24 protein-coding genes and 1 tRNA gene are annotated in these 25,888 nt (G+C 70.5%); 8 read left to right on the plus strand and 17 right to left on the minus strand.

All coding sequences use genetic code 11. From position 1 onward, the window contains the following. Position 1 precedes the first annotated feature (1 nt). From KUG38_RS02390 to KUG38_RS02400, 3 genes are all read right to left on the minus strand, one after another. On the minus strand, positions 2-700 hold the full coding sequence (locus tag KUG38_RS02390) for a hypothetical protein (protein WP_216918868.1): 699 nt from the start codon (positions 698-700) through the stop codon (positions 2-4). A gap of 95 nt (positions 701-795) precedes the next feature. Continuing rightward, positions 796-1,821, minus strand: coding sequence for a helix-turn-helix domain-containing protein (locus KUG38_RS02395; RefSeq protein ID WP_216918869.1), 1,026 nt, complete (start codon positions 1,819-1,821; stop codon positions 796-798). Between the two features lie 43 nt (positions 1,822-1,864). After that, a complete protein-coding gene (locus KUG38_RS02400; RefSeq protein WP_216918870.1) occupies positions 1,865-2,389 on the minus strand; it encodes a type IV pilin-like G/H family protein in 525 nt (174 codons plus the stop codon). Between the two features lie 284 nt (positions 2,390-2,673). Between KUG38_RS02400 and KUG38_RS02405 the strand changes: the two genes are divergently transcribed. Then, positions 2,674-3,693, plus strand: a complete 1,020-nt coding sequence (locus KUG38_RS02405; protein ID WP_502988676.1) for a formylglycine-generating enzyme family protein — start codon at positions 2,674-2,676, stop codon at positions 3,691-3,693. Beyond that, entirely contained in the window at positions 3,686-6,250 is a 2,565-nt protein-coding gene (locus KUG38_RS02410; protein ID WP_216918871.1) for an arylsulfatase, read from the plus strand. The genes KUG38_RS02405 and KUG38_RS02410 overlap by 8 nt, the downstream gene beginning before the upstream one ends. A gap of 42 nt (positions 6,251-6,292) precedes the next feature. Here KUG38_RS02410 and KUG38_RS02415 read toward each other — a convergent pair whose 3' ends face one another. From KUG38_RS02415 to ftsH, 6 genes are all read right to left on the minus strand, one after another. Further along, positions 6,293-6,679: a hypothetical protein gene (locus KUG38_RS02415; RefSeq protein WP_216918872.1), complete on the minus strand. Its 387-nt coding sequence runs from the start codon at positions 6,677-6,679 to the stop codon at positions 6,293-6,295. 140 nt (positions 6,680-6,819) lie between these two features. Continuing rightward, positions 6,820-6,892: transfer RNA gene (locus tag KUG38_RS02420), tRNA-Ala, on the minus strand. A 62-nt stretch (positions 6,893-6,954) separates the two neighbouring features. Beyond that, positions 6,955-7,569, minus strand: coding sequence for a transcriptional repressor LexA (gene lexA, locus KUG38_RS02425; RefSeq protein ID WP_216918873.1), 615 nt, complete (start codon positions 7,567-7,569; stop codon positions 6,955-6,957). 97 nt (positions 7,570-7,666) lie between these two features. Continuing rightward, complete coding sequence (gene argF, locus KUG38_RS02430; RefSeq protein WP_216918874.1) at positions 7,667-8,629, minus strand: ornithine carbamoyltransferase; 963 nt, start codon at positions 8,627-8,629, stop codon at positions 7,667-7,669. A gap of 46 nt (positions 8,630-8,675) precedes the next feature. Beyond that, positions 8,676-10,127 (minus strand): glycosyltransferase family protein, encoded by a 1,452-nt coding sequence (locus tag KUG38_RS02435; protein WP_216918875.1) that lies wholly within the window; start codon positions 10,125-10,127, stop codon positions 8,676-8,678. A 145-nt stretch (positions 10,128-10,272) separates the two neighbouring features. Then, on the minus strand, positions 10,273-12,168 hold the full coding sequence (ftsH, locus tag KUG38_RS02440; RefSeq protein WP_216918876.1) for an ATP-dependent zinc metalloprotease FtsH: 1,896 nt from the start codon (positions 12,166-12,168) through the stop codon (positions 10,273-10,275). 106 nt (positions 12,169-12,274) lie between these two features. Here ftsH and KUG38_RS02445 point away from each other — a divergent pair, with 106 nt between their 5' ends. From KUG38_RS02445 to KUG38_RS02455, 3 genes are read left to right on the plus strand one after another with little or no spacing between them, the layout of a single operon-like run. Then, on the plus strand, positions 12,275-12,979 hold the full coding sequence (locus KUG38_RS02445) for an SOS response-associated peptidase (RefSeq protein WP_216918877.1): 705 nt from the start codon (positions 12,275-12,277) through the stop codon (positions 12,977-12,979). Positions 12,980-13,005: 26 nt separating this feature from the next. Then, positions 13,006-13,260 carry a Nif11-like leader peptide family RiPP precursor gene (locus tag KUG38_RS02450; protein WP_190611036.1) on the plus strand — a complete coding sequence of 85 codons (255 nt, stop codon included), beginning with the start codon at positions 13,006-13,008 and terminating at the stop codon, positions 13,258-13,260. A gap of 5 nt (positions 13,261-13,265) precedes the next feature. After that, complete coding sequence (locus KUG38_RS02455) at positions 13,266-13,748, plus strand: DUF427 domain-containing protein (RefSeq protein ID WP_216918878.1); 483 nt, start codon at positions 13,266-13,268, stop codon at positions 13,746-13,748. Here KUG38_RS02455 and ribD read toward each other — a convergent pair. From ribD to KUG38_RS02470, 3 genes are read right to left on the minus strand one after another with little or no spacing between them, the layout of a single operon-like run. After that, entirely contained in the window at positions 13,714-14,847 is a 1,134-nt protein-coding gene (ribD, locus tag KUG38_RS02460) for a bifunctional diaminohydroxyphosphoribosylaminopyrimidine deaminase/5-amino-6-(5-phosphoribosylamino)uracil reductase RibD (protein ID WP_286195545.1), read from the minus strand. The genes KUG38_RS02455 and ribD overlap by 35 nt on opposite strands. Next, positions 14,844-15,353 (minus strand): DUF3122 domain-containing protein, encoded by a 510-nt coding sequence (locus KUG38_RS02465; protein WP_216918879.1) that lies wholly within the window; start codon positions 15,351-15,353, stop codon positions 14,844-14,846. Before KUG38_RS02465 ends, ribD begins: the two co-directional genes overlap by 4 nt. Then, a complete protein-coding gene (locus KUG38_RS02470) occupies positions 15,350-17,857 on the minus strand; it encodes a GH116 family glycosyl hydrolase (protein WP_216918880.1) in 2,508 nt (835 codons plus the stop codon). Before KUG38_RS02470 ends, KUG38_RS02465 begins: the two co-directional genes overlap by 4 nt. Positions 17,858-17,952: 95 nt before the next feature. On the opposite strand from KUG38_RS02470, the gene KUG38_RS02475 reads away from it, so the two are divergent. Continuing rightward, the gene (locus KUG38_RS02475; RefSeq protein ID WP_216918881.1) at positions 17,953-20,067 is read left to right on the plus strand and encodes an acyltransferase family protein; all 2,115 of its coding nucleotides are present in this window, start codon (positions 17,953-17,955) and stop codon (positions 20,065-20,067) included. On the opposite strand, the gene KUG38_RS02480 is transcribed toward KUG38_RS02475, so the two are convergent. Continuing rightward, entirely contained in the window at positions 20,037-20,300 is a 264-nt protein-coding gene (locus tag KUG38_RS02480; RefSeq protein WP_216918882.1) for a DUF8678 family protein, read from the minus strand. The genes KUG38_RS02475 and KUG38_RS02480 overlap by 31 nt on opposite strands. A 35-nt stretch (positions 20,301-20,335) precedes the next feature. On the opposite strand from KUG38_RS02480, the gene cbiE reads away from it, so the two are divergent. Further along, a complete protein-coding gene (gene cbiE / locus KUG38_RS02485) occupies positions 20,336-21,646 on the plus strand; it encodes a precorrin-6y C5,15-methyltransferase (decarboxylating) subunit CbiE (RefSeq protein ID WP_286195546.1) in 1,311 nt (436 codons plus the stop codon). Here cbiE and KUG38_RS02490 read toward each other — a convergent pair. Genes KUG38_RS02490 through KUG38_RS02500 form a run of 3 tightly spaced genes read right to left on the minus strand, consistent with a single transcriptional unit; the run spans position 21,600 to position 23,724 of the window. Then, on the minus strand, positions 21,600-22,109 hold the full coding sequence (locus KUG38_RS02490; RefSeq protein WP_216918883.1) for a DUF192 domain-containing protein: 510 nt from the start codon (positions 22,107-22,109) through the stop codon (positions 21,600-21,602). The genes cbiE and KUG38_RS02490 overlap by 47 nt on opposite strands. Next, on the minus strand, positions 22,106-22,801 hold the full coding sequence (locus tag KUG38_RS02495) for a winged helix-turn-helix transcriptional regulator (RefSeq protein WP_216918884.1): 696 nt from the start codon (positions 22,799-22,801) through the stop codon (positions 22,106-22,108). Before KUG38_RS02495 ends, KUG38_RS02490 begins: the two co-directional genes overlap by 4 nt. Beyond that, positions 22,798-23,724: an NAD(+) kinase gene (locus KUG38_RS02500; protein ID WP_216918885.1), complete on the minus strand. Its 927-nt coding sequence runs from the start codon at positions 23,722-23,724 to the stop codon at positions 22,798-22,800. The genes KUG38_RS02495 and KUG38_RS02500 overlap by 4 nt, the downstream gene beginning before the upstream one ends. Positions 23,725-23,940: 216 nt before the next feature. Between KUG38_RS02500 and KUG38_RS02505 the strand changes: the two genes are divergently transcribed. Continuing rightward, positions 23,941-24,807: a sulfotransferase gene (locus KUG38_RS02505; RefSeq protein ID WP_216918886.1), complete on the plus strand. Its 867-nt coding sequence runs from the start codon at positions 23,941-23,943 to the stop codon at positions 24,805-24,807. Positions 24,808-24,868: 61 nt separating this feature from the next. On the opposite strand, the gene pheS is transcribed toward KUG38_RS02505, so the two are convergent. Then, complete coding sequence (gene pheS / locus KUG38_RS02510; protein ID WP_190611052.1) at positions 24,869-25,876, minus strand: phenylalanine--tRNA ligase subunit alpha; 1,008 nt, start codon at positions 25,874-25,876, stop codon at positions 24,869-24,871. Positions 25,877-25,888: the final 12 nt, after the last annotated feature.

Genomic DNA, 25,888 nt, shown 5'->3' on the forward strand with positions numbered 1-25,888 from the left:
TTCAGGTGAGGACCGGCTGGGGGGGCTGGCCGGCGGGCCGGGACACCAGGATCTTGCGCAGGGCCAGGCGAGACGGCCCATCCGGCTCGGCGCCGGCGTCCGGGGCGACCAGCTCCGCTGCAGGCTCCGATCCGTCCAGCTCGCCATCCTGGGGGTCGAGCAGCTCGATCACGGCCTGGCGCACCCCCGACAGGCGTCGCTCCAACCTGAGGCGCGCCCGCTGCTCCTGCTCCAGGTCCTGAAGGAGGGTCCGGCGTTCGTGCTCCGCGGCCTCCTGGAGCTTGGCTTCCCGGGCAGCAGCGGCCTCGGCGGCCTCCTGGAGCCGCTGCTCCACGGCCTCCTCGCGCCGACGGTCCCGCTCCCGCTCGGCCTCCTCCAGGGCCGCCTGCTCCGCTTCGGCGATGGCCAGCTGCTGCCGGATGGCCTCGTGGAAGCGCTCCACCTCCGCTTCGGCCTGGCGCCGGCCATCGAGGGCCTCGGCCAGTTCGGCCGCGAGCCGCTCCCGTTCCAGTCGGGCGTCCTCCAGCTGGGCCGCCACCTCGTGGGCCCGGGTGGCGGCGGCGGCCTCCAGGTGGCGCCGGAAGCGGCGCTCCTGCTCCAGTTCTTCGCGCAGGGCGTCGACTTCGCCGGTGGTGGCGGCGATCAGGCTCTGGGCCTGGGCGGTGAGGGCCTCGACCGCCTGGGTGAAGGAGCTGGACATCGGCGTGAGGGGGAAGGACGCTGGTCTTGCTCTAAGTCTGCGGGGGGCGGCCTGTCGGTAGCGAAGCGCTCCACCATGGGTGGGGGCCGCTGGCCTCAGTCGGCGCCGGTCCGTGATCGGCGCAGCAGCACCGAGGGGGCGATGCCGTAGCGGCGTTGGAAGCCGGCGGCGAAGGATGACAGCTGCAGGAAGCCATGGCGGCGGGCAATGACGGCCACGGTCTCCCCGGGCTGGGCCCGCTGCAGATCACGGTGCACAGCCTCGAGTCGCTGCCGCTTCACCCACTGCATGGGGCTGCAGCCGAAGCGCCGTTGAAACAGATACTGCAGGTTGCGCCGGGAGTAGGCACTGCGCCGACTGAGCTCGGTGGCGGTGATCGGGGTGTGCAGGTGGGCCTGGATCCACTGCAGGAGTTCGTCGAAGGGGCGATCCCGATGCGGGTCGGCGAGGGAACCATCGATCCCCCGGACCGCTTCCGGGCACACCAGGGCGGCCACCAGGCGATAAAGCAGATCCTCGAGCTGGGGGGCGGCGAGTCCGCCCACCGGTCCCAGCAGTGGCGCGTCCAGCATCCGAAGCGCCAGGTGGAGGTGGCGCAGGAGATCCGCCTGCTGGCCCGGTTGGCTGCCATCCACCACCAGGGGGCTTTCGAAGCGCGGCCGATGGCGGCCGGGATCCCTGCCGTTGCCAGCGAGGGTGGAGGCCGTTGCGGCGAGCCTGCGGCGATCCAGGCAGATCATCACTTCCTCGAAGGTTCCGGTGCTGGCCGTGAAGGCGGCACCGGGCAGGTAGGCGGCCATCGGACCCCCCTGCAGCCGCAGCGTCTGTCCATCCGTTCCCACCTGGCCCTCCCCCGCCAGCGGCAGGGTCAGGGTGGCGAGGTCGCCGTCGTCGAAGCTGATCTCCAGGGGGGAGTGGCGGCTGCAGGACACCGCCACGTTGCCGACACAGATCACGCCGCTGCGATGGAAGAAGCCCCTCTCCTGCGGACCCTCGAGGAAGGCGCTCAGGGGGAAGGTCTGGGCCACCCGCGCCAGCAGGGCGTCGGAATCGGTCACCTCCACCGCCCGGGACTCCAGCAGCGTCAGCGGCACCGTGCCGGTGGGTTCAACGGGCGGCATCAGGGCTGCGCGGGGGCCAGCCAGCTGAAGCTACCGCCGGCCGTCATTCGTTGACGATCGAGGCAGTGACCTCGACCGAGGCATCACCGCACTGCACGATCCGGCCGGTGGGATTGGCCACCAGGCTGCCGAGCACGAGCTGGGGGTCCGCCGGACGGATCTGGCCGGGCTGGATGTTCATGCAGATGATCGTGGTGATCCTGGGGTTCTGGGTGGGGGTGAGGAAGGCGGCTCCCACATAGGCATTGAGCTGGCCCACCTTGGCGGTCTGGGCCGGAATCACATAGCTGTAGGCCGCTTCGGTGGTGGTGCGGACGGCGTAGTCGAAGGACGCCGGCAGGGTGATGCCGAAATCCTGCTGAATGTTCGAGACCGTGGCCCGGAAGGCGCCGTTCTTCTGGTAGTAGGTGCGCTGCGCTTCCATCATCCGGGCCACGGCATTGAGCGCCGCCTTCTGATCAGGGCTCGCCTGCGGCTGCGCCCCGGCGCCGGGGCAGGCCACGGCGATGCCGAACCCCAGGGTGGCGAGCAGCGCCGAGCTGGCGAGCCGGAACAGGGGGGAGGTCATGGGCGGGGTTCCGATCGTCTGACTCGCCACACCGTGCCACGTGGCCCGCCTTTGCTGACAGGATCCATGCCGCACTGTTGCGCCGCTGCGACAGTCTTGCCGTCCTGCGTTCATCGGCGGCCGGGCCGCCGATGGGGATGGGGTGCGCTGTGCCAATCCGTTGTGCCAACGAGTGTGTCGAAGGTGATCGATGCGACCCTGAACCGCTCTTTCACGCCCCCACAATGCGGGCCGTGAGCCATCCGCAGGGCCCAGCGAATCCGTGCTTGTTCGAATCCTTGCTCGTGCATCGTCCTGAGGCCTGGGGCTTTCCCGTGCTGGCCGCCCTGCTGATCCTGGCTCTGGGGATGGGGGTGGTGCTGCTGTGGCCCGCTCCCGCCCCGGCGGCGGACCCCTGCCCGCCGTCGATGGCCCCCATCCCCGGCGGTCGCTACCGCATCGGCGCGGCGGGCCGCCTGCCGGAGGAGGCGCCGTCGGAGGCGCCGGTGCGGCTGCAGCCCTTCTGCATCGGCCGCACCGAGGTGACCAACCGCGAGTTCGCCGCCTTCGTGGCCGCCACCGGCTATCGCACCCAGGCGGAGCAGCCCCTGCCCGAGGAGCAGTTCCCGGAACTCTCCGCCGCCGAGCGCCGCCCCGGCTCGGTGGTGTTCCGGCCGCCTTCCCCCGGCGAGCCCCTGGCGGAGCTCAGCTGGTGGCAGTGGGTGCCAGGGGCCGACTGGCGCCACCCCGAGGGCCCCGGCAGTTCCATCGACGACCGGCTCGACCATCCGGTGGTGCAGGTGTCGCTGGCGGATGCGGAGGCCTACGCGGCCTGGGCCGGCGCCGCCCTCCCCAGCGAGGCCCAGTGGGAGTTCGCCGCCCGCGGCGGACTGCGGGATCGGGCCTTCAGCTGGGGCAACACCTGGCGGCCAGGTCTGGCCAACACCTGGCAGGGGGAGTTTCCCGTCAGCAACACCGCTGACGATGGCTTCACCGGCACCGCGCCGGTGGGCCGCTTTCCCCCCAATGGCTACGGACTGCAGGACATGACCGGCAATGTCTGGGAGTGGACGGCGGACTGGTACCGGCCCGGCCACGATCGCCTCACCGACCAGGACGATCCCGTGCTGGCCGACTCGGCCGCCAGCAGCGATCCGCGGGAGCCCGGGGTGGCCAAGCACGTCATCAAGGGGGGCTCCTTCCTGTGCGCCCCGAACTACTGCAGCCGCTACCGGCCGGCGGCGCGGGAGGCCGAAAGCCCCGACACCGGCACCTCCCACATCGGTTTCCGACTCGTTTCCCCCGCCCTGACGACCCATGCCTGAGCGTCCCCTGTCCCGCCTGAGCGTCGCGCTGGGTCGCCTGCTGCGGCGCCTGGTGCCGGCGTGCCTGGCCCTGGCCCTGCTGGGCTGGTCGTTCAGGGCCGTGCCGGCCCTGGCCCAGCGGATCACCGGCACGCCGGGAGCCCCCAATGCCACCACCACGATTCCCGGCACCCAGCTGCCCGCCCCGGCGCCACCCTTCGGTGGAGTGATCAAGGACGGGGCGCTGCAGTCGAAGCCCTGGTGGGCGCCGCGGATCACGCCTCCCGCGAGCGCACCCAATGTGCTGCTGATCATCACGGATGACGCCGGTTTCGGCGTGCCCAGCACCTTCGGCGGGGTGATCCCCACGCCGGCCATGGACCGGGTCGCCAAGGCGGGGCTGCGGTACAACCGCATGTTCTCCACGGCGCTCTGCTCCCCCACCCGGGCCGCCCTGATCACCGGCCGCAACCACCACTCCGCCGGCTTCGGCGTGATCTCGGAGCAGTCCACCGGCTTCCCCGGCTACAACAGCATCATCGAGCGGGACAAGGCCACGATCGGCCGCCTGCTCAAGGACAACGGCTATTCCACCGCCTGGTTCGGCAAGGACCACAACGTGCCGGCGTTCCAGGCCAGCCAGAGCGGGCCCTTCGACCAGTGGCCCACTGGGATGGGGTTTGAGTACTTCTACGGCTTCGTGGGTGGGGACGCCAACCAGTGGCAGCCCAACCTGTTCCGCAACACCACCCAGATCTATCCCTTCGAGGACAAGCAGCCCGGCACCTGGAACCTGGTGACGGCGATGGCCGATGACGCCATCGACTACATGACGCGGATGCACCAGATCAACCCCAGCAAGCCGCTGTTCATCAAGTACGCCCCCGGGGCCACCCATGCGCCCCACCACCCCACCAAGGAGTGGGTGGACCGGATCCACGCCATGCATCTTTTCGATGACGGCTACGAGAAGTTGAGGGAGCGCATCTTCGCCAACCAGAAGAAACTCGGCGTGATCCCGAAAGACGCCAAGCTCGATCCCTGGCCCGCCGATGTGATCACCCCCTGGGACAAGTTGACCCCGGAGGCCCAGAAGCTGTTCATCCGCCAGGTGGAGGTGTTCGCCGCCTATGCCGCCTACAGCGATGACGAAATCGGCCGGGTGATCCAGCAGTTCGACGACCTCGGCAAGCTCGACAACACCCTGATCATCTACATCAACGGCGATAACGGCACCAGCGCCGAAGGCGGTCCCCTGGGCACCCCCAACGAGGTGGCCTTCTTCAACGGCCTCAACAAGTTGCCCGTCGAGGTGCAGATGAAGTTCTACGACGTGTGGGGCACCGATCTCACCTACAACCACATGTCAGCGGGCTGGAGCTGGGCCTTCGACACCCCCTTCAGCTGGTTCAAGCAGAACGCCTCCCGTCTCGGTGGCGTGAACCAGAACATGGTGGTCTCGTGGCCGGCGCGCATCAAGGACAGGGGCGGCCTGCGGGAGCAGTTCGTGCACGTCATCGACGTGGTGCCCACGGTCCTGGAGGCGGCGGGGCTGCGGGCGCCCGAGGTGGTGGATGGCATCCCCCAGAAGCCGATCGAGGGCACGAGCTTCGTTTACACCTTCGATGCCAAGAACGCCAAGGTGCCCTCCAGGCACGAGCGCCAGTACTTCGAGATGTTCGGTCAGTGGGCCCTCTACGACAAGGGCTGGCTGTTGAGCACCAAGGTGAACCGGGCCCCCTGGGACGCCTTCGGCCCGGCCAACCCGGATCCGCTCAACAACCAGACCCTGGAGCTCTACAACCTCAACACGGATTTCAGCCAGACCACCGACCTGGCGGCCCAGAATCCCGGCAAGGTGAAGGAGATGAAGGCGGCCTTCATCACTGAGGCCAATAAGTACCAGGTGTTCCCGCTCGATGCCTCGGTGGCGGCGCGGATCGTGGCGCCCCGGCCCAACATCACCGCCGGCCGCAGCGAATTCGTCTACACCCATCCGATGGTGGGCCTGCCCCAGGGCGCTTCCCCTGTGCTGCTCAACACCTCCTACACCGTCACCGCCGACATCGAGGTGCCGGCCGGCGGTGCCGAGGGCATGCTGCTCACCTCCGGCGGCCGCTTCGGCGGCTATGGCTTCTACCTGAAGAACAGCAAGCCCGTGTGGGTCTGGAACATGGTGGATCTGGAGCGCCTCAAGTGGGAGGGCACCGATCCCCTCACCCCCGGCAAGCACAAGGTCGAGTTTGATTTCGTCTACGACGGCAAGGGGGCCGGCACCCTGGCCTTCAACGACTTCAGCGGCGTCGGCCGACCCGGCACCGGCACCCTCAAGGTGGACGGCAAGGTGGTGGCCACCAAAACCATGGCCAAGACCCTGCCGATGATCCTGCAGTGGGACGAAAGCTTCGACATCGGCTCCGACACCCTCACCGGGGTCAACGACGCCGACTACCAGCCGCCGTTCCGCTTCACCGGCACCCTCGACAAGCTCACCCTCAAGCTGGATCGGCCCAAGCTGTCGCCGGAGGAGATCAAGAGCCTGGAGGCGGCCATGCGCACGAAGGCGGCCAGTGAGTGACCCAGACGCCCAGGCTCCCGAGGTGCCTCAACCCGAGGTGCCTCAGGGCCTGGCGGGGCAGAGCCGCCGCCATTCCCCCAGGGCCTCGCCGGCGGCGTAGAACTTGCGCAGGCCCATCGCCGCGTCGTAGCGCTGCTTCTGCGGCGAGCCGGCCCAGGTGGCGGCGGGGCAGCTCTGGGGAGTGGCTCCAGCCATGGGCGGCTGTTCGGCCGCATCGACTCCCAGCCGCAGCCGGAACAGTCCTTCCTGGCCGTACTGCTGCCGGAAGACCTCCCGATCGATCGGCGCCAGGGAGCCGTTGTCGGGTTCCACGATCCCCTGCGCCTGGCCGATGGGGGGAAAGACGGACGGGACGAGCAGCGCCAGGCCCACCATGAGGCCGGTGGCCCGGCGTCGCCGCCATGGGGCCCGGGGGGGGCGGGTGGTCAAGGGGCAGCGGGCAGGGGATCGGGCCATCCTGTCGGCCGCACCGGCGCCGGCCATTTCCGGCTCAGCCAGCTTGACCACAGCAACAAGGCCCCCCAGGGGCCCGATCAAAGAAGCCCCAGGGGAGCCCTGGATCAAAAAAATGGAGCCAAGCGGACTCGAACCGCTGACCCCCTGCATGCCATGCAGGTGCTCTACCAGCTGAGCTATGGCCCCATTGGTGCGCCGGTTAACCGGTGCTTGAGGAGCTTACAACGTGGCCGGTCGGCCCCCGCCCCTCACACCTGACGCCACACCGCCACCAGGCGGCCCTGCACGCTCACCTGGTCGGCGGGCAGGAGGATCGGTGCGTAGGCGGGGTTGGCGGCCTCCAGCCGCACCTGGGCCCCCTGGCGGTGGAAGTGCTTGAGGGTGGTGCCGCTGCCGGGCACCAGGGCGCTCACGATCGTGCCCTCGCGCAGCCGGGAGGGGTCGGCCACGGGCTCCATCAGCACCACGTCGCCATCGGCGATGTGGGCGTCCACCATCGAGTCGCCGTTGACGGTGAGGGCGAACAGGCCGCGGGTGTCGAGCACCGGGGCCAGATCGAGGTGCTCCTGCACGTCGTCGAAGGTTTCCACCAGGCCACCGGCGGCCACCGCCCCGAGCACCGGGATGCCCGGGTGGCTCTCGCCGAGCAGCTGAAGGGTGCGCGCCTGGCCCTCCTGCCAGGTGATCCAGCCCTTCTGCTGCAGGTGGCGCAGGCGGCTCTGGATCGGCGCCGGCGACCGCAGGCCCATGGCCTCCATCATCTGGCGGATCGAGGGGCTGTGACGGTGGCTGCCGATGTAGTCGGCGAGCCAGTCATAGAGCTGCCGCTGGGCCTCGGTGAGCTCCTGGTGGGTGACGACCACGGGCAGTACGGATGAACCACTCCCTTTCTGCCATCCCGCGCGCGGTTTGTCCAGGGCCGGGCCTGTGCCCGCCGCCCGGAGCCCGCTGCCGGCGCCCTCAGTCGCTCACGCCCCCCAGCAGGGTGGCGAGCAGGGCCTGCTGCACGTGCAGGCGGTTCTCCGCCTGGTCGAACACCCGGCTGGCGGCCCCCTCGATCACACCGGCGCTGATCTCCTCGCCCCGGTGGGCGGGGAGACAGTGCAGCACGATCGCCCGCGGATCCGCCTCGGCCAGCAGGTCCTCGTCGAGGCACCAGCCGCTGAAGGCCTGCTCCCGCTGGGCCTGCTCCTCCTCCTGGCCCATGGAGGCCCACACATCGGTGTACAGGACATGGGCCCCCCGAGCCGTCGCCACCGGGTCCTGCAGCACGCTGATCGAGCTCCGCCCGCCGCTGAGGGACCGGGCCTGCTCCACCACCGCCGGGCTGGGGGCGAAACCGTCGGGGCTGCCGATGCGCACGTCCATCCCCAGCAGGGCCCCGACGAGCATCAGCGAATGGGCCATGTTGTTGCCGTCGCCCACGTAGGCCAGGGTGAGGCCGTGCAGGTCGGTGGGGCCGTGACCGAAGCTCTCCTGGATCGTCAGGGCATCGGCCAGGGCCTGGCAGGGGTGCTCCAGGTCCGTGAGGGCGTTGATCACCGGGATCGAGGCCCAGTGGGCGTAGTCGACCAGGTCCTCCTGGGCGAAGGTGCGGATCGCCAGGGCATCGCAGTAGCGGCTCAGCACCCGGGCGGTGTCGGCGATCGGCTCGCCCCGGCCCACCTGGGTGACGGCCGGGTTGAGGTCGATCGTCTGGCCGCCCAGCCGGGCCATGGCGACGATGAAGCTCACCCGGGTGCGCGTGGAGGCCTTGGAGAAGATCAGCCCCAGCACCCGGCCGGCCAGGTCGATGCGTCGCTCGCCGCCCTTCAGCTGGCGGGCCAGCTCCAGCAGGGCGAAGGTCTGGGGACCGTCGAGGTCGGCCGAGGAGAGCAGGTCGCCGCCCTTGAGGGCGGCGAGCGGGGCTGAGGGGGACACCATGGCCCACGTCCCAAAGAACCCTTATGCGAGATCGACCCCCCCTACGTCAAGGGCAGGGCCGCAGGCCATGGCGTGCGGGCTGCACCGGGCTGGTGCGGGGCAGCAGGATGAACACGGTGGCTTTCCAGGCGCCTGGTGCCTCCCAGCAGGCCATCTCGGGGTTGTTGGCCATGAGGCCCTTCAGCTTCGGGTAAGCCCGTCGAAATCCGAGCAGCGGACGATCCAGCCGCGTCTGGGCCAGCGGGCTACCGGGATCGAACGGCAGCAGCTGGCGGGAGCTGAAATAGGTATGCGTGAGCGCCTCCGGGAACCAGCCGGTGGACCAGCATCCCTTGCCCGGGCCGCAGAGGTCGCTTTCGGCCACGAAGCTGGCCAGGAGCTTGTAGTTCTCCAGGGGCGCTCGCTTGACGGACAGCTGCTGGGTGCCGATTCGCAGCTGCAGGAGCAGTACAGCGCAGAGCAGAGTGGCCAGGGCGACGCGGCGAATCCGGCCGAGGCCGACGCTGAGCTCCCAGCCGATTCCCACGAGGTAGGCGAGGGCCGGCAGCACCACGATGTAATACCGGCTCTGCGACATCGGCCGGAACGGATCGATCGCCAGCATCAGTCCCACGAAGGCGAGGATCACCGTCAGGAGGAAGCGCGCTTCCCCCATGGCGGGTGCCTTGCGGCTGGAGGCTCCGGGCTTGAGGAGGGGAAGGGTGGCGGCTCCGATGCCGCCGACGAGGCCGATCAGGATCAGCAGGCCTCGCGGACCCTGTCGCGGATCGAGCAGCGGCAGCGTTCCGGCAAGGAACTGGGTGATGGTGCCGCTGATCGGCGTGACCTCAATCCAGTTGATGCGGGTGAGATTCTCCGCGGGGGAACTCAACAATCCGTGGCTGAGCGGCCACAGCATCAGGAGCAGCAGCAGGGGAATCGCATGGCTCCGCGATCGGAAGACCGTACCCTCGGCCGTGACCACCGCCAGCACCACCACCACGAAGATCAGGGAGAAGTAGTGGGTCAGGGACAGGAGCAGCGCGGAGATCGCGAACCCCCAGCGCAGGGCGGCTTCGTGGCGCCCCTTCCGCTGACGCAGCCGCAGGGCCGTGCCCAGCATCAGCGTGGAGAGCAGCATGGAGAGCGCGTAACTGCGCGTCTCCTGGGCATAGAAGAGAAAGGCGGGGCTGGTGCCCAGGAAGGCCACCGTGAACAGGCGCCGGCCTGCACCGCGCCCTGAACTGCCCAGGGCCGCCGCCACCAGGCCCAGGGCGGCGATCAGAAAGCTGAGGCTGCGGGTGGCGGGCTCCCCGGTGCCGAAGACCCCGATCCAGAGCTTCAGCAGGGCCTGGTAGAGGGGGGGATGGAGGTCGGGGATCAGCCAGTCATGGAGCAGCCCAACCCAGTCGGCCCGACTGGCGGCCACGGACCAGAGCTCATCCGACCAGTAGGAGTAGGCCGTTGTCAGACCCTGGCCCGCCATCGTGAGGCAGAACAGGATCAGCAGCCCCGTCATGGCCGCCCCAACCAGTTGTCGCGGCCGGTGGGAAGCGCTGGGGGGCCATGGATCGATGTCGTCCTTCACCCAGGCCTGCCGCAGGACGCCAGGGTGAATCTACGGTTCGTCCCCTTAACTGGGCCCGCCGGACGGCAGACCCGCCTCAGGCGGCGGCCCCCTCCAGCACCGCCGCATCGGGCAGCTGGCTGGAGGCCAGCAGCTGCTTGAGTTCGTCGCCCTCGATCACCTCCTTCTCGAGGATCTTGTGGGAGATGGTTTCCAGCAGCTCGCGGTTGTGGTGCAGGATCGCCAGGGCCCGGTCATGGGCCCGATCCACCAGACCGCGCACCTCCTTGTCGATCTCCAGGGCGGTGGCGTCGCTCACGGCCCGGCGGGGGTTGGAGTTACCCCCCAGGAAGCGGCTGCCGCCCTGTTTGTCGTAGGCGAGGGGGCCGAGGGTCTCGCTCATGCCGTAGGTGCCGATCATCTGCTCGGCGATGTCGGTGGCCCGCTGCAGGTCGTTGGCGGCGCCGGTGGTGACCTCACCGAAGACCACCTCCTCGGCAGACCGCCCACCCAGCAGGGTGGCGATCTGGCCTTCGAGATCCTCCTTGGAATTCAGGAACCGCTCCTCGGTGGGCAGCTGCAGGGTGTAGCCGAGGGCCGCCATGCCGCGGGGCACGATCGAGATCTTCGCCACCTTGCTGCCGCCGGGCATCAGGTGGCCCACGATCGCGTGGCCCACCTCGTGATAAGCCACCACCTTCTTCTCGTCGGGTTGCAGCACGCGGCTCTTCTTCTCGAGACCCGCCACCACCCGTTCGATCGCTTCGTTGAGGTCGGCCTGCTCCACGGTGGTGCGATAGACCCGGGCCGCCAGCAGGGCCGCCTCGTTCACCAGGTTGGCCAGGTCGGCGCCGGCGAAGCCGCTGGTGGCCTGGGCGATCTTGTCGAGGTCGACACCCTCGGCCAGCTTCACCTTCTTGCCGTAGATGTCGAGGATCATCTTGCGGCCGGAGAGGTCGGGACGGTCCACCAGCACCTGGCGGTCGAAGCGGCCCGGCCGCAGCAGGGCGGCATCCAGCGTCTCGGGCTGGTTGGTGGCCGCCAGAACGATCACCGGCTTGTCCTGGGCGGTGAAGCCGTCCATCTCGGTGAGCAGCTGGTTGAGGGTCTGCTCCCGCTCGTCATTGCCGCCCACCACGCCCATGGAGCCTGAGCGGCTCTTGCCGATGGCGTCGAGTTCGTCGATGAAGATGATGCACGGCGCCTTCTTCTTGGCCTCCTCGAACAGGTCGCGAACGCGGGCGGCACCGGCCCCCACGAACAGCTCCACGAATTCGGAGCCGGAGATGATGAAGAAGGGCACGCTGGCTTCACCGGCCACGGCCTTGGAGAGCAGGGTCTTGCCGGTGCCCGGAGGACCCACCAGCAGCACGCCCTTGGGGATACGGGCGCCGATGTCCATGTAGCGCTGGGGCGTCTTGAGGAAGTCGACGATCTCGGTGAGCTCGGTCTTGGCTTCGTCGACGCCGGCCACATCGGCGAAGGTGACGCGCGACTCCTCATCGGGCACGTAGACCTTGGCCTTCGACTTGGTGAAGCTCAGGGCCCCCTGGGCGCCACCGCCTCCCATGCCACTGCGGCGGGCGAAGAACTGCAGCACCAGGATGAAGATCAGCGGCGGCACCACCCAGCTCAGGGCCGTGGTGATGAAGCTGGGCCGCTTCGGCGGCGCCGCGGCGAACTCGACCCCGTGCTGCTCCAGCCGCTGGGGCAGCTCCATGTCGAAGATCGGCGTGGTGGAGAGCACCGTGGGGGCGCCTTCCTCGGGGGGCTTGGTGAGCTCGTAGCGGATCTGGTCCTGGGTGATGTAGGCCCGCTTGACGTTGTCGTCGTTCACCTGGTCGATGAACAGGGAGTAGGGCACCCGGGGCACCTGGGTGGCGGGGTTGGGCAGGAAGTTGCTGAACAGCAGCAGCACACCGAAGCCGATCAGGAGCAGGTTGACGATGCCGAAACGCCTGGTGGGGCGATTGTCGTCCTGACGGATGGCCATGCTGCGCGCAACGTCGAATGGGCCCAAGCTAGGTCTGGTCGTCACCCGCCGTTCCCGCCCCCGGTCGGGAGAACCGAACGCCCCGCCCCTCGGCTTCCCACCCCCCATGTGCGGCCGCTACTCCCTGGCCACCCGCCTCGACCGGCTGCTGCCCCGGCTGAAGGGCCCGCTGCCCCCGGGGCTGGAGGACCATTACGCCCCCCGGACCCAGGTGCGGCCGGGGGAGCCGGTGCTGCTGCAGCGCCAGGAGCACGGCCGCCTGGAGGTGGCCCTGGCCCTGTGGGGGCTGGTGCCGGACTGGTGCCCTGACCCGGCGGGTCGCCGCCGACCCATCAACGCCCGCAGCGAGACGGTGGGGGAGAAACCCTTCTTCCGCGGCGCCTGGCGCCACCGCCGGGCCCTGATCCCCGCCGATGGCTTCTACGAATGGCAGACGAGGACGGTGGAGGGCCGTGCCGTCAAGCAGCCCTGGCTGTTCCGGCGGCGGGATCGGCGCCCCTTCTGGCTCGGCGGGCTGTGGGATCGCTGGCTGGGGGCGGACGGGGGGGAGCTCGAGACCTGCGTCGTGCTCACCACCGCCCCCAACGACCTGCTGGCCCGGGTGCACGACCGCATGCCGGTGGTGATCCCCGACGGGCTCGAGGAGGCCTGGCTGGAGCCCGTCGATGGCCCGGCCCTGCGGGCCCTGGAACCCCTGATGGCCCCCTGGGACCCGGCGCCCTGGGAGGCGGTGAAGCTGGAGATGGGGCAGCCGGCCAGCGTGCAGCTCGATCTGCTGGCCGCTGCCGCGGGCGACCCGCCGGGCCGCTAGAGAGGGGTGGCCCTGATGCCGGTCCCATGAGCCTCGACCAGCTGGATGCGTTTCTGGCCCACGCCAGGACCGATGCCGCCCTCGATCGTCGCCTCCACGATCCGGCCGACCCCCCCGATCTGGCGGCGTTTCTGGCCCTGGCCCGCGGCGCCGGTTTCGCCGTCGACGAGGCCGATGTGATCGCCGCCCAGCAACGGGCCGAGGCCAGCCTCAGCGACGAGGAGCTGCAGGCCCGGGCAGGGGCCGAGGCCCGGCGCCTGCGCCACTTCATTCCCGGCTGATCCCCATGGCCGAGCCCGTTGCCAGCTATCCCCGGCCCCCGGCACTGCTGACCTGCAGCCAGCACGTGCGGGTGGAGGCCCTGGGGCGGGTGCTCTGCGACACCCATCGCAGCCTGCGGGTGCTCGAAACCTTCCATCCCCCCGTCTTCTATCTCTCTCCGGAGGATGTGGATCTGACCCTGCTGGTGTCCGCGGCCGGTTCCAGCTTCTGCGAATGGAAGGGCGTGGCCCGCTACTTCGACCTGGTGGCACCGGACGGCGCAGGCGGCGAGCGCCGCCTGCGGCGGGCGCTGTGGAGCTACCCCTCACCCACCCCGGCCTTCGAGGCCCTGGCCGGCTGGCTGGCCTGTTACCCGGCGCTGATGGACGGTTGCTGGGTGGATGGGGAGCGGGTGGTCCCCCAGCCCGGCGGCTTCTACGGCGGCTGGATCACCAGTGCCGTGGAGGGACCGTTCAAGGGGGATCCCCGGCATCCGGAGCTGCGCTGAGCGGCGCACCTCCTTCCACAGCACCCTGCCAGAGCAGGTCCCGGCCCAGCCAGCCGATGGCCGCGTCCCCCAGGGACCAGCCGTCCTCCAGGTTCTCCAGGCCCAGGTCAGCCAGGGGGGTGCGGGCGGCGTGGCCGCCGAGCAGCCTGGGTGCGATCACCGCGGCCAGCTGCTGCACGCAGTCCTGGCGCAGGGCCGCCGCCGCCAGCACGGGCCCGCACTCCCACAGCACCCGGTTGCAGCCCCGCCGGGCCAGGGCGATCGCCAGCGCCGCCGGTTCGCAGGCCTCCAGGGCCAGGCGTTCCACCCCCAGCCGATCGAACCGGTCGCGGCGATCCTGGGGCGCCTCCGGTCCATGGACCAGCAGCGTCGCCGCCGGGGCCGGATCCCAGAGTTGAGCCGCCGCCGGCAGATCCAGGCCGCGGCTGAGCACCACCCGCAGCGGTTCGGGCGTGCGCCGCCCCCGGCTGGTGAGCAGGGGGTCGTCGGCCCGCACCGTGCCGCCACCCACGATCACCGCATCGCAGCGGGCCCGCAGGCGGTGCACCCAGTCCCGGGACCCCGGACCGCTGATCCACTGGCTGACGCCGTTGGGCAGCGCCGTGCGGCCATCCAGGCTCATGGCCCACTTGAGGATCCCCAGGGGCCGGCCGGTGGCGATCCGGTGCAGAAAGGGCCGGTTGAGCCGGCGCGCCTCGGCTTCCATCACCCCTTCGATCACCTCCACGCCCGCCGCCCGCAGCCGGGCGATGCCACCGCCGGCCACCCGGGGGTTGGGGTCGGCCATGGCCAGCACCACCCGGCCGATGCCGGCGGCGAGCACCGCCTCGCTGCAGGGGGGGGTGCGGCCGTGGTGGCAGCAGGGTTCCAGGGTCACGACCAGGGTGCCGCCCCTGGCCCGCTCCCCCGCCTGGGCCAGGGCCCCCACCTCCGCATGGGCCTCCCCGGCGCGGGCATGGAATCCCTCCCCCACCAGCTGTCCGCCTGGGTCGAGCACCACGGCGCCCACCAGGGGATTGGGGCTGGTGCGGCCCTCGGCGAGGGCGGCCAGCTGCAGGGCCCGGGCCATCCATGGATGCCAGGGGGAGCCTGGGCTCATGGGGCGGGGGCGTCCGCCAGGCTGCGCCATTCGGCCACCACGTAGGGCGGCACCGCCAGTTCACTGAACACCCGCGGCAGCCGCAGCCGCAGGGGCCGGTTGCGCTCCAGATCGGCCAGCAGCGGAGCCAGGTCGAACTCGGCCGCGGCGGCGCGGTTGTCCCGGGCCAGGGCGGCACTGGCCAGGGTGACGTCCTCCAGCTCCCAGCGCAGCCGGCCGCTGCGCACCTCCAGGGCGGTGGGATGGTCCAGGCGCACCTTGCCGGGGTAGCCCACGATCCGCAGCCGCAGCGGCCCACCCGGCGGCCCTTCCCGGTAGGCGACCACCTGCCAGCTCTGGTCGTCGAGGTCGCGCAGGCTCTCCAGGCTGCGCACCACCGGTGTGCCTTCGGCGTCCGGGTGGGCATGGACCTGGGCCAGCACCGGCGACGGGGCGATGGCCAGGATCAGGGCCAGCAGGGGGGCCAGCAGCAGAAGCTCGATCCGGCCGCAGATCCGCTGGCTCATGGCTGGCGCTCGGCGCCGGGGATCGGCTGCCAGCCGGTGTGGGTGGCCCAGAGGGCCCAGATCGCCATGGCCCGCAGGTAGTGGCAGGCTCGGAAGGTGCCGGCGGCGGTGATCGCCTCCGGGGTGCGGAACTGCAGGCCCCCCTCGTACACCTGACGCACGACGGCGCCGGTGATGGCGAAGGCGGTGCCGCTCTGCTCCATCAGCCGGTAGTAGGCGGCAAGACCGAAGTTGATGCCGGTCCAGACCTCCAGCGGGTGGGTGCCCTTCGGATCGAGGGGGGTGCCGTCGCGGCGCAGGCCGTTGGCCACCCCGAGGCGGCCCCCCTCGAAGGACTCGAAACAGGCCTCGCGGATCGCGTTCAGGGCCGAGCGGGCCCGCTCGTCGGCCACCACCGGCGGCAGCCCCAGCAGGCGGGCGTAGAAGTCGCCGCAGAGCTGGTCGGCCATCACCACCGGGGTGCCGCTGCCGGCATCGATGGCGTAATACTCGCCGTTCCAGAGCAGGGCATCGAAATGGCTTCGGGACTGCTCCAGCCAGCCGCCGAAGCGCCGCTGCTCTTCGGCGGTGTCGAGCCCCAGCTCCAGCTGCAGTTGCTGGCCGATGGCCAGGGCCGCCTCCAGGGCGGCGATCCAGAGGGCTCCGCAGTAGGCGCTTACCCCCTGCAGGGGCCAGTCGTCGAAGGTCTGGTCCGGGGCTCCGCCGTTGTCGGGCAGGCCGTCGTCGTTGACGTCGAACTGCTTGAGGTAGTCGAGGGCGGTCACGGCCGCCGGCCAGCAGTCCGCCAGGAAGGCGATGTCCGGGCCGCTGGGGGCCAGCCGGTAGGTGCGCCAGACCTGCAGCACGAAATCGCTGGCCAGGTCCTTCCAGAGGTTGCAGTCCTGGTAGGCGGTGTAGTTGGTGGCGTCGAAGGGCCGCTCGTTCGGGGCCCCGAGGTCGTGGGGGGTGGCGCCGGCCACCTTGCGGGCCGCCTCCACCCGGCCCCGTCCCTGGGTGAAGTACCAGCCGATCGGCCGCGGTGTGGCATCGGCGGCCGGGATGGCGCGGGCGAAGCTGCGCAGCACGGCCTTGTCGAGTTCGGGCCAGAGCTGCAGCAGGGCGAAGGAGCCGTACAGCCGCACGTCGAGGCTTTCGTACCAGGCGTAGTCGAGGCACTCGAGCACCCCGAAGCGACCCACCGGATCGCCGGGGCTGGCGGCCGTCCAGAGGCTGCCGCCGCTGGCCAGGTCGTAGAGCTCGTTGAGCAGCGCCATCCGCAGCGGCTCCGCCAGGTCGTGGCGTTGCACCACCGGCGCCTGCCAGGCCTCGATCGCGGCCTGCCAGTCGCGCCACTCGGCCAGGGCTTCGCCGGCGATGGCGGCGGCGCCGTCTCCCTCGGCGCCGAAGAAGTCGGTGTAGCGGCGCAGGGCCCGTGTGCCGGTGGCGAAGGCCGTCACCGGCATGTCCCAGCTGATCACCACCGGGATCTCGAGCGAGGCGCCCGGCTCCAGCCGGAAGCGCACCGCCAGGGCGGCGCTGAGGGGATCGTCGCCGGTGCTGCGGCGGTCGTTGTCGCTGTCGGGGATCGAGCCGTCGCGGCTGAAGGGTTCCCAGAGTTCCGCCCCGTCGCCGCTGGGATCCCAGCGGCTGCAGCGGAACACCTCCAGCCCCGGGTGGTTCAGCGCCGCCTCGTCGGGCACCGCCAGACACCATTGCCCTTCCCCTTCGGCCAGGGGCTGGGAGCGCTCCCCCTCCAGCAGCAGGCCCTTGAGGCCGGGGGCATCGACCCAGCGGTTGCGCTGTCCCTGGCCGCGGCCGATCGCCGGCACGTAGTTGTGCTCCGGGCTGCCGTCATCCCGGAAGTGGACCTCCGCCGCCGGGTCGGTGTTGGTGAACCAGCCGACGGTGTTGCGCCAGCTCAGCAGCAGGGACAGATCCAGCGGCTGATTCGTTGGGTTGCTGAACGTCCAGGCGAAGACGGCGACGGGGTAGCTGGTGCGCTGATAGTCGCCAGGAAGGATCGGGCTGAAGGCCTCGCAACGCACGTCGGCGCTGAACACCGCGGCGTAGTGGTGGGAGCTGATCGGGTAGCGCACCGCCACGGTGCCGCTCGGCTGCTCCAGCGTGGCGGCGGGGTACCAGCTCCAGGCGGCCAGCGGCGGGCCGGCGTCGGGGCGGGAAGCGTCAGAGACGGGGGTCGTGGCCAGGGCATGGGCCCGCCGCCCGTCGCCGTCCTGCTCGAAGAGGGCGAACTGGCAGTCGGGCAGCACGCCGAACCAGTGCTCGCCTCCGTCGAGATGCCAGAGGTTGAAGGCGCCGTCGAGGCCCCGCCCCAGGCAGCCGGCGCCGAAGCCCCCCAGGGGCATGCCGTGGTTGGGGCCGTCGTCGAGGTTGCTGGCGTACCGCACTGTGTAGGGCTGGCTCCAGCCCTGGCCGAAGGGCCGCGACCAGCTGGCCTCGGGGGGCTGCCAGGGACTCCTGCCGCGCCGCAGGTTGTGGAGAGCGGAGAGGCCGAAGGGCGCCATGGGGCCAGACGAGGTGGGCCCAGCTTGTCAGAGCTGGCCCCTCAGCGAGTGCCCATCCAGATCGCCATTACCCTGCCAGCAATCGTCGGGGCGGCGTGAATTCTCTGGTGCGGCTTTTCGGCACGGGCATCCTGCCGCCGCAGCGCTCCAGGGCCTATCGGCCCGAGATCGACGGCCTGCGGGCCGTGGCCGTCATTGCGGTACTGATCAATCACCTCGATCCCCGCAGGCTGCCGGGTGGCTTCCTCGGCGTCGACATCTTCTTCGTGATCTCGGGCTATGTGGTCACCTCGTCGCTGCTGGCGCGGCGGGATGGCAGCCGCTGGCAGTTCCTGCGCCGCTTCTACGGCCGCCGGATCCGACGCCTGATGCCGGCGCTGGTGGTGAACATCGCGGTCGTCTCGGCCCTGTTCTCGATGCTGGTCTCGCCGCTCGATGATTTCTTCGCGCCGGTGATGCGGACCGGCCTGGCCGCCCTGTTCGGGGTCTCCAATCTCTACCTGCTCCGGCAGGGCTCGAACTACTTCGCCACCGACAACCACTTCAACGCCTTCATGCACACCTGGTCGCTGGGGGTGGAGGAGCAGTTCTATCTGGTCTGGCCGGCGGTTCTGCTGCTCTGCGGTCTGGGGGTGGCCGGGGCCGGCAGCGGCGCCCTGCGGCGGCTCAAGCTGGCCAGCCTGCTGCTGCTGGCCCTGTCCCTGGCCCTCTATGTGGGCCTCAGCCTGGGCGGCAACGCCGAAAGGGCCTTCTTTCTCACCACCGCCCGGTTCTGGGAGCTGACGGCGGGTTGCGGGGCGTACCTGCTGCATCGCGGCAGCGGCAGCGCCCGCGACCTGGGCCAGAAGCTGGCCCTGCCCCGCTGGCGCCAGCCCCTGGCCCTGCTGGCCCTGGTGGCGTTGCTGGGCCTGCTGCTGCTGCCGGAGGCCTGGAGCCTGGGCACCACCGTTGGGATCACGGCGCTGACGGCGCTGCTGCTGCTGCTGCTCCAGCCCGCCAGGGGCATCGGCCGCTGGCTGTGCCATCCGGCCTGCCTGGCCATCGGCATGGTCTCCTACTCGCTCTATCTCTGGCACTGGCCGGTGATCGTGCTGGCCCGCTGGACGGTGGGGTTCAACGCCGTCACCCTGGCGCCGGTGCTGGTGCTGATCACCCTGTGCACGGCCCTCTCCTACCGGCTGGAGTGCCTGTTCCGCTACGGCCACCCCGCCATCCCCGGCCTTCTCTATCCGGCCACGACCGTGCTGGTCGCCGTCTTCAATGCGGGCCTGCAGGGGCCGCTGCTGGGCCGGATGTTTGTCGGTGAGCGCCGCCACGCCGTCGGCACCACGGCCAACATGAAGCGCATCGGCGGCACGACCGTCGACACGGTCCACTGCTTCCAGGAGCCCACCGATCCGGTAGTCAGGGGTGATGGGCCCGACCCCTGCCTGGCCCTGGGGCCGAAGGGGAAGGACCTTCCCACCCTCTTCTTCCTGGGGGACAGCCACACCCACGTGCTGATTCCCCTCGGGGAGAAGCTGCTGGCCAGCGGCCGCTTCAACGTGTTCTTCATGGCCCGGGGCGGCTGCCCGGTGCCCTTCTTCCCCCGCTGGGCGGATGGCGCCCCGGAGCAGGCCCGCTACCGCCGCTGTCGCCCCTTCGCCGACAACGAGGAGCGCCGGGTACTGGCCCGCCTGCGGCCTGGAGATCGGGTCCTGCTGGTGTCGAATCTGGCCGGCCACCTGGAGGGAATCCAGGGGGAGACCCGCTTGAAGGCCGAGGCCTCCTATGCCGCCGCGCTGCGGCGTTTCGATGCCGAGGTGCGTCGCCGTGGGGCGGACGTGGTGGTGTTCGGCCCCCTGCCCACCTTCCCCCAGCTGAAGATCGGCGGTCCGCTCACCCTCTGCCAGACGGAATGGTTCCGTCCCGCCTGGTCCCTCGGTTCCCAGTGCCAGCCGGTGCTGCGGCCGCGCCGGCAGGAGCTGGCCGCGATCGCTCCGGCCCAGCGCCTGCAGGAGCGCACCATCCGCGACCTGGCCGGCACGCGCCTGTTCAACCCCTTCGACAGCATCTGCCCGCCGACGCAGGCCGTCTGCTCCAGCGTCCGGGCCGGGACGCCCCTCTACAGCGACGAGACCCACCTCACCAACGCGGGTGCCCTGTTGCTCTATCCCCGCCTGATGGCCTTCCTCGAGGGTCAGGCGGACGGGGCGCCGCCACCGAGCTGATCGCTGCCCAGCTCCTGCTCGATCAGGGCATCAAGGGTCACGGCACTGCGCACCAGGGACTGGTAGCGCTGCACCACCCGCCGGTTGCGCTCCAGCCAGTTTCCGGCGTCCCCACCGCCCCCGAGTGGATGGCCGCCCGGGCCTGAGCGGTCGTCATCGAGCAGCTCGAGATCACTCTGGTGGGCCAGCAGGGCGATCACCAGGCTGTGGATCCGCTGGCGTCGATCGCTCATGGGCAGGGGGGTGGGCCGGCACGTCCGGGAGCATCATGGCCAGAAGTGGCGCAGGGGCACGGCTGGAGGGTTCGCTGCAGGAGGGTTCGCTGCTGGAGGTGCTGGGCACCGATGCCGCCGGCCTGGCGGGTCTCTCCCGCCACTGGCAGGACCGGATCCGGCAGGCCGATCTGGTGGCGGCCCCCCGGCGTCTCCTGGCGGACCTCGAGGCCTGGTGTGGTGAGGCCCCCGCACCGGAGCTGCTGGCCAGCGACCGGCCCGCCGACCTGCTGCCGCGGCTGGAGCGGGCCCTCACCACCGGCCAGCGGGTGGTGCTGCTCGCCAGCGGCGACCCCCTCTGGTTCGGCATCGGCCGTCTGCTGCTGCAGCACCTTCCCGCCGAACGCCTCCGCTTCCATCCGGCCCCCACCTCCCTGCAGCTCGCCTTCGCCCGCCTGGGGCGGCCCTGGCAGGACGCCTCCTGGATCAGCCTCCACGGTCGCGAACCCGAGCCGCTGGCGGCCCGGTTGCAGCAGCGGCCCACCGCCCTGGCGGTGCTCACCGATCCGGCCCGGGGAGGAGCCGCCGAGGTGCGCCGAATCCTGCGGGCGTCGGGACTGGAGGCGGCCTACGAGCTCTGGCTGGGGGAGCGCCTGGGCCATCCGTCGGAGCGGCTGCAGCGGCTGGCGCCCGCCGACCCCCTGCCGCCCGATCTCGATCCCCTGCACCTGGTGCTGTTGATCGCTGTCCAGCCCGCCGTGCCTCCCCCGGGGGCCCTGCCCCTGTTCGGTCTGGCCGACGGACTCTGGCTGCAGCACCCCGATCAGCCGGGGCTGATGACCAAACGGGAGGTGCGCATCCAGCTGCTGGCCGATCTGGAGCTGCCCGAGATCGGGGTGCTCTGGGACATCGGCGCCGGGGTGGGGTCGGTGGGGCTGGAGGCGCTGCGCCTGCGCCCCGCCCTGGAGCTGTGGGCCGTGGAGCGCCGGCCCGGTGCCGCCGCCCTGATCGGCGCCAATGCGGACCGGCTGGGGGTGCGTCCCGCGGCGGTGCTGGAAGGGGAGGCCCCGGCCGCCCTGGGCCCCCTGCCCGATCCCGACCGGGTGCTGATCGGCGGCGGCGGCCGGGACCGGCGCGCGGTGCTGGAGGTGGTGCTGGGCCGGCTGCGGCCCGGCGGGGTGGTGGTTCTGCCCCTCGCCACGGTCGAAGCCCTGGCCGAGCTCAGGCCCCAGCTGGAGCAGGCCGGCCTGGGGGTGACGGTCAGCCAGATCCAGGCCTGGCGCGGCGCCCCCCTGGCGGAGGGCACCCGCCTGGCGCCCCTCAATCCCGTGCTGGTGCTGAAGGGGTCGCGCCCGGCAGCGGGGTGATTCGCACCGGCGTTCCCACACTGATGCCGAGCACGGCGGCCTGGCCGGCGGCCAGTTCCAGCACCCCGTCCATCGGCGTGTCGGGGCCGTAGCTGCGGCAGGGCAGGTTCATGCAGGGGGGCACATCCGTCTCCAGGGCGGCCACACGACCGTTGCGGATGAACAGCATGTCCAGGGGTTCGGGCGTGCGGTGCATCCAGAACCGGGCCACCGCCGGAGGGTCGTAGGGGAACCACATGCCCCGCAGGTGGGGCAGGGGCGGGCGCATCTGCAGCCCCATGGCGTACTGGCGCTCGCCCCGGGGCACCTCCAGCTGGATGCAGCGCGCCGGCGGCGGCCCTTCCAGGCACCACTGGGCGGTGATGGGCAGGAACTGGGGCGGGCTCTGACTCAGGCCCGGCCCGCAGCCGATCAGCCCGACGACGCCGACGATGGTCAGGCTCCGGAGCAGGGAACGGCTCATGGCACGGGCCCCACGGGGGGTCGCCCGTCACCGAGGCAGTAGCCCCGCCCCCGCACGGTGTGGATCAGCCGCGGTTCCCCGTCCTGCTCCAGTTTCTGGCGCAGATAGCGCACGTAGACCTCGATCACGTTGCTGGCACCCCCGCCCTGATCAGCCCAGATCTCCTCGAGGATCTGCTCCCGGCTCACCACTGTGCCTTTGTGGCGCAGCAGCAGCAGCAGCAGCTGGTATTCCCGGGCCGTCAGGCTGAGCTGGCGCTGACCGCGCCACCCCTGGCAGGCCACCGGATCGATGCGCAGATCCGCCACCTTCAGCAGCGTGGACACCGGCATGGGGGCCTGGCGCCGGGCGAAGCCCAGGTGCAGCCGCAGCCGGGTGAGCAGGTCGCTCGTGCCCAGGCTGGGCAGCCAGAAATCATCCGCGCCCCACTCCAGGCAATGGCTGCGGCTCTCGACGCTGTCGCTGGTGATGCCGAGCAGCAGCGGGCGGGCCCCCAACCGGCGGCGCAGCTCCGGGATCCGCGCTTCGCTGCCGGGCGACAGGACCACCGCCGCCGGCAGGTCCTCCCCGGACTCCTGCAGCTGCGGCCTGTAACCGGAGACCTCCAGCCGCGGCGCGAGGTCGGCGGCCTCCGGACCCACCAGCAGCACCACGGTCGGTGGTGAGGACGTGGTCGGCGGTGGCGTGGTCACAGGGGGGCGTCGGCGTGGCTGCTGGAGGGCTTGGCCACGTGGGGCAGGCCCCAGCCCAGCTTGTTGCGCAGCACCTGGAAGAACTCGTGGTCGGCCAGCCGCACGAAGCGCACCGGATGCTCGCTGCGGCGCACCAGCACCCGGTCCTCGGGCCAGACGTAACAGCCGGCGCTGCCATCGACCACCATCATCAGCCGCTCGGGGGTGGCGGGGAACACGGTCACCGGCTCCTGGTCGCTGAAGACCAGGGCCCGGGAGGCGAGGGAATGGGCGGCGATCGGTGTCAGCTGCAGCACCGGACAGTCGGGGGTGATCACCGGCCCTCCGGCGCTGAGGGCGTAGGCGGTGGAGCCGGTGGGGGAGGAGAGGATGACCCCGTCGGCGGCGATGTCCACGGGGGCGTGGCGGCCGATGGCGATCTCGAAGTGGCACATGCTGGTGAGCGGCTCCCGGTGCAGGGCCATCTCGTTGAGACAGAGCACCTCCCAGCGCCGCTGCTCGCCCCGCATCACGCTCACCACCATCATGGAGCGCTCCTCCACGGTCCATTCCCCGGCCACCACCTGGGCCAGGGCCTGGTCCAGGTCCTTGAGGTAGGCCTCGGCCAGAAAGCCGAGGTGGCCGGTGTTGATCGTCAGGATCGGCACGCCGATCGGGGCGGTCTGGCGGGCGGCGGAGAGCACCGTGCCGTCCCCCCCCAGCACCAGGGCCAGGGCCATCTCCTCATCGAAGCTGGCGGGCACGCAGGCGGCGTAGCCCCTTGAGCGCAGGTGCTGGTCGGGATTGGCGAAACCCACCACGCCACCGGAGCTGCTCACCCGTGCGACCTCCAGCCCGGCGGCGGTCAGCCGGTTCTCGATCAGGTCGGCGGTGCTGATCGCCAGATCCTTGCCGTCATTGACGATCAGTCCGACCCGGGGCACCGATCGCAGGCTGAATGGCAGCGAGACTCTAGGAGGAGGCGGTACGGCAGCCACGGCTGCAGGGGACGGCGGAAACCAGGTTGGGGAGATGGCCTTTCGGCCTCCCTGGCCGTCGTCGCAGAACAGGGCCTGCAGGCCGAGTCGCCAGTGCCCGGATGGTTTGAGGCAAAGCGACAGCGTTAACATCCGGGCACTTCGTCCCGTCGGCTGCTGCCGGTGAAGCTTCTTTACATCGGTGGTCTCGAGCACAGCGGGACCACCCTCACCGAGCAGTTGCTGAGCAGTCATTCCCGTAGCCTCAGCCTGGGAGAGATCGCTTCCTTCTTCTCTCCCTCCCACATGCAGGCCTATCTCCGTGCCTGGGGAGATCATGACGACGTGCGTCGCTGTTCCTGTGGCAGTGACTGGGAGGATTGTTCCTTCTGGGGACAGCTCACCCATCTCAATGGCCTGAATTCAGACCTTCCCCTGGTCGAGAAATATGCCCAGCTGATCAGTTTCATTCGACGCCACCTTGGTGACGATGTGCTGGTGACGGACTCTTCCAAGTCCGTGGAAGCCCTGGGCGCCCTGCGCAGTGCCCTGCGGAGCGAAGCTGCCAGCCAGGATCGATTCGGTCTCATCCTTGTGGCAAAGGATGTGCGCAGCTTCACGGCTTCGATGAAGCGCAAGAGTGGCCGCAAGGGGCTGCTTTCTGCTTTCCGTTCGATGAACTACTGGAGCCATGCCAATAGCACCTGGTTGAACGTTCTGGCCACCGATCCTTCCATCCCCCATCGCATCAACCTCTACGAACATCTCTGTCTCGATACGCTTGGCCAGGTCAACGCGCTGCTGGCGATGGTTGAGGAAGCCCCCCTCCCCAGCCTGGACATCGCCAACACGAGATCGCACATCGCCATGGGGAACAAGGACTTCCTGATGCGCAATCGCAGCCATGTCCGCTACGACCAGCGGTGGTTCACCGATGATGCCATTCTTCTGGCCTATCTCATCAACGGCCCGGCCAGGCGTCTGAATCACCGCTTCTATCGAATGGGCCAGCAGCTCGCCGCAGACCTGCCCAGGAGTTCACCGATCTGAGCAGGCTGAATCAGGAGGGGGCGATCGACCACGGTGCGGGGCCGATCTCAGAGATCGCTGATCAGAACTGCTCCAGGAAGCGCAGATCGCTGTTGAACAGCCGGCGGATGTCGTCAATGCCGTGGCGCACCATGCAGAACCGCTCCACACCCAGACCGGCGGCGAAGCCGCTCCAGCGCTCCGGATCGATGCCCAGGCCTTCCAGCACCGCCGGATCCACCATGCCGCAGCCCATCACCTCCAGCCAGCGGCCCCGCCACTGCACGTCCACCTCGGCGGAGGGCTCGGTGAAGGGGAAATAGCTGGCCCGGAACCGCACCGGCAGATCACCGAAGAACTGCTGCAGGAAGGTGGTGACCGTGCCGCGCAGGTGGCTGAAATCCAGCCCCTCGTCGAGGGCGAGCACCTCCACCTGGTGGAACACCGGCGAATGGGTGGCATCCACCGCATCGCGCCGGTAGACCCGGCCGGGGGCGATCACCCGCACCGGCGGGGGGTTGGCTTCGAGGTGGCGGATCTGCACGGGGGAGGTGTGGGTGCGCAGCAGCCGGTCACCCCCCAGGTAGAAGGTGTCCTGCATGTCCCGGGCCGGGTGGTGCTCGGGGATGTTGAGGGCGGTGAAGTTGTAGTGGTCGGTTTCGATCTCGGGCCCTTCGGAAACCCGGTAGCCGAGGCCGGCGAAGATGTCGACGATCTCCTCGATCGTGCTCTGCAGCGGATGGCGGTGGCCCGGCGGCACGTAGCTGCAGCCCGCCGTCACATCGATCCGCTCCCGTTCCAGCCGCTCCGCCATGGCGGCACTGCGGACGGCCTCAAGCCTGGCGCCCAGCAGCTGCTGCACCTGCTCCTTGAGGAGGTTGGCCCGCTGGCCCACCAGGGGGCGCTCCTCACCGGGGAGGCGGCCCATGGCACCGAGCACCCCGGAGAGCCGTCCCTTCTTGCCCAGCAGGCCCACCCGCAGCTCCTCAAGGGCCGTGGCGTCTCCGGCGGCGGCGATGGCGGCGGCGGCCTCCGCCTCCAGGCGCTCCAGCTGGTCGGTGAGCTGCTGCAGGCTGACGGTGGTGCTCACGGCACGGATCGG

It is taken from the genome of Synechococcus sp. CCAP 1479/9, from assembly GCF_019038535.1.
GTDB lineage: Bacteria > Cyanobacteriota > Cyanobacteriia > PCC-6307 > Cyanobiaceae > Cyanobium.

What these genes read in the sequence shown, in the direction of transcription:
- cbiE (WP_286195546.1), top strand. Translation starts at nt 20,336, where the DNA reads ATGGCCAGAAGTGGCGCAGGGGCACGGCTGGAGGGTTCGCTGCAGGAG.
- KUG38_RS02465 (WP_216918879.1), bottom strand. Translation starts at nt 15,353, where the DNA reads ATGAGCCAGCGGATCTGCGGCCGGATCGAGCTTCTGCTGCTGGCCCCC.
- KUG38_RS02490 (WP_216918883.1), bottom strand. Translation starts at nt 22,109, where the DNA reads ATGAGCCGTTCCCTGCTCCGGAGCCTGACCATCGTCGGCGTCGTCGGG.
- KUG38_RS02445 (WP_216918877.1), top strand. Translation starts at nt 12,275, where the DNA reads ATGTGCGGCCGCTACTCCCTGGCCACCCGCCTCGACCGGCTGCTGCCC.
- ftsH (WP_216918876.1), bottom strand. Translation starts at nt 12,168, where the DNA reads ATGGCCATCCGTCAGGACGACAATCGCCCCACCAGGCGTTTCGGCATC.
- argF (WP_216918874.1), bottom strand. Translation starts at nt 8,629, where the DNA reads ATGGTGTCCCCCTCAGCCCCGCTCGCCGCCCTCAAGGGCGGCGACCTG.
- KUG38_RS02395 (WP_216918869.1), bottom strand. Translation starts at nt 1,821, where the DNA reads ATGCCGCCCGTTGAACCCACCGGCACGGTGCCGCTGACGCTGCTGGAG.
- KUG38_RS02390 (WP_216918868.1), bottom strand. Translation starts at nt 700, where the DNA reads ATGTCCAGCTCCTTCACCCAGGCGGTCGAGGCCCTCACCGCCCAGGCC.
- KUG38_RS02470 (WP_216918880.1), bottom strand. Translation starts at nt 17,857, where the DNA reads ATGGCGCCCTTCGGCCTCTCCGCTCTCCACAACCTGCGGCGCGGCAGG.
- ribD (WP_286195545.1), bottom strand. Translation starts at nt 14,847, where the DNA reads ATGAGCCCAGGCTCCCCCTGGCATCCATGGATGGCCCGGGCCCTGCAG.
- KUG38_RS02455 (WP_216918878.1), top strand. Translation starts at nt 13,266, where the DNA reads ATGGCCGAGCCCGTTGCCAGCTATCCCCGGCCCCCGGCACTGCTGACC.
- KUG38_RS02400 (WP_216918870.1), bottom strand. Translation starts at nt 2,389, where the DNA reads ATGACCTCCCCCCTGTTCCGGCTCGCCAGCTCGGCGCTGCTCGCCACC.
- KUG38_RS02410 (WP_216918871.1), top strand. Translation starts at nt 3,686, where the DNA reads ATGCCTGAGCGTCCCCTGTCCCGCCTGAGCGTCGCGCTGGGTCGCCTG.
- KUG38_RS02450 (WP_190611036.1), top strand. Translation starts at nt 13,006, where the DNA reads ATGAGCCTCGACCAGCTGGATGCGTTTCTGGCCCACGCCAGGACCGAT.
- KUG38_RS02480 (WP_216918882.1), bottom strand. Translation starts at nt 20,300, where the DNA reads ATGAGCGATCGACGCCAGCGGATCCACAGCCTGGTGATCGCCCTGCTG.
- KUG38_RS02435 (WP_216918875.1), bottom strand. Translation starts at nt 10,127, where the DNA reads ATGACGGGGCTGCTGATCCTGTTCTGCCTCACGATGGCGGGCCAGGGT.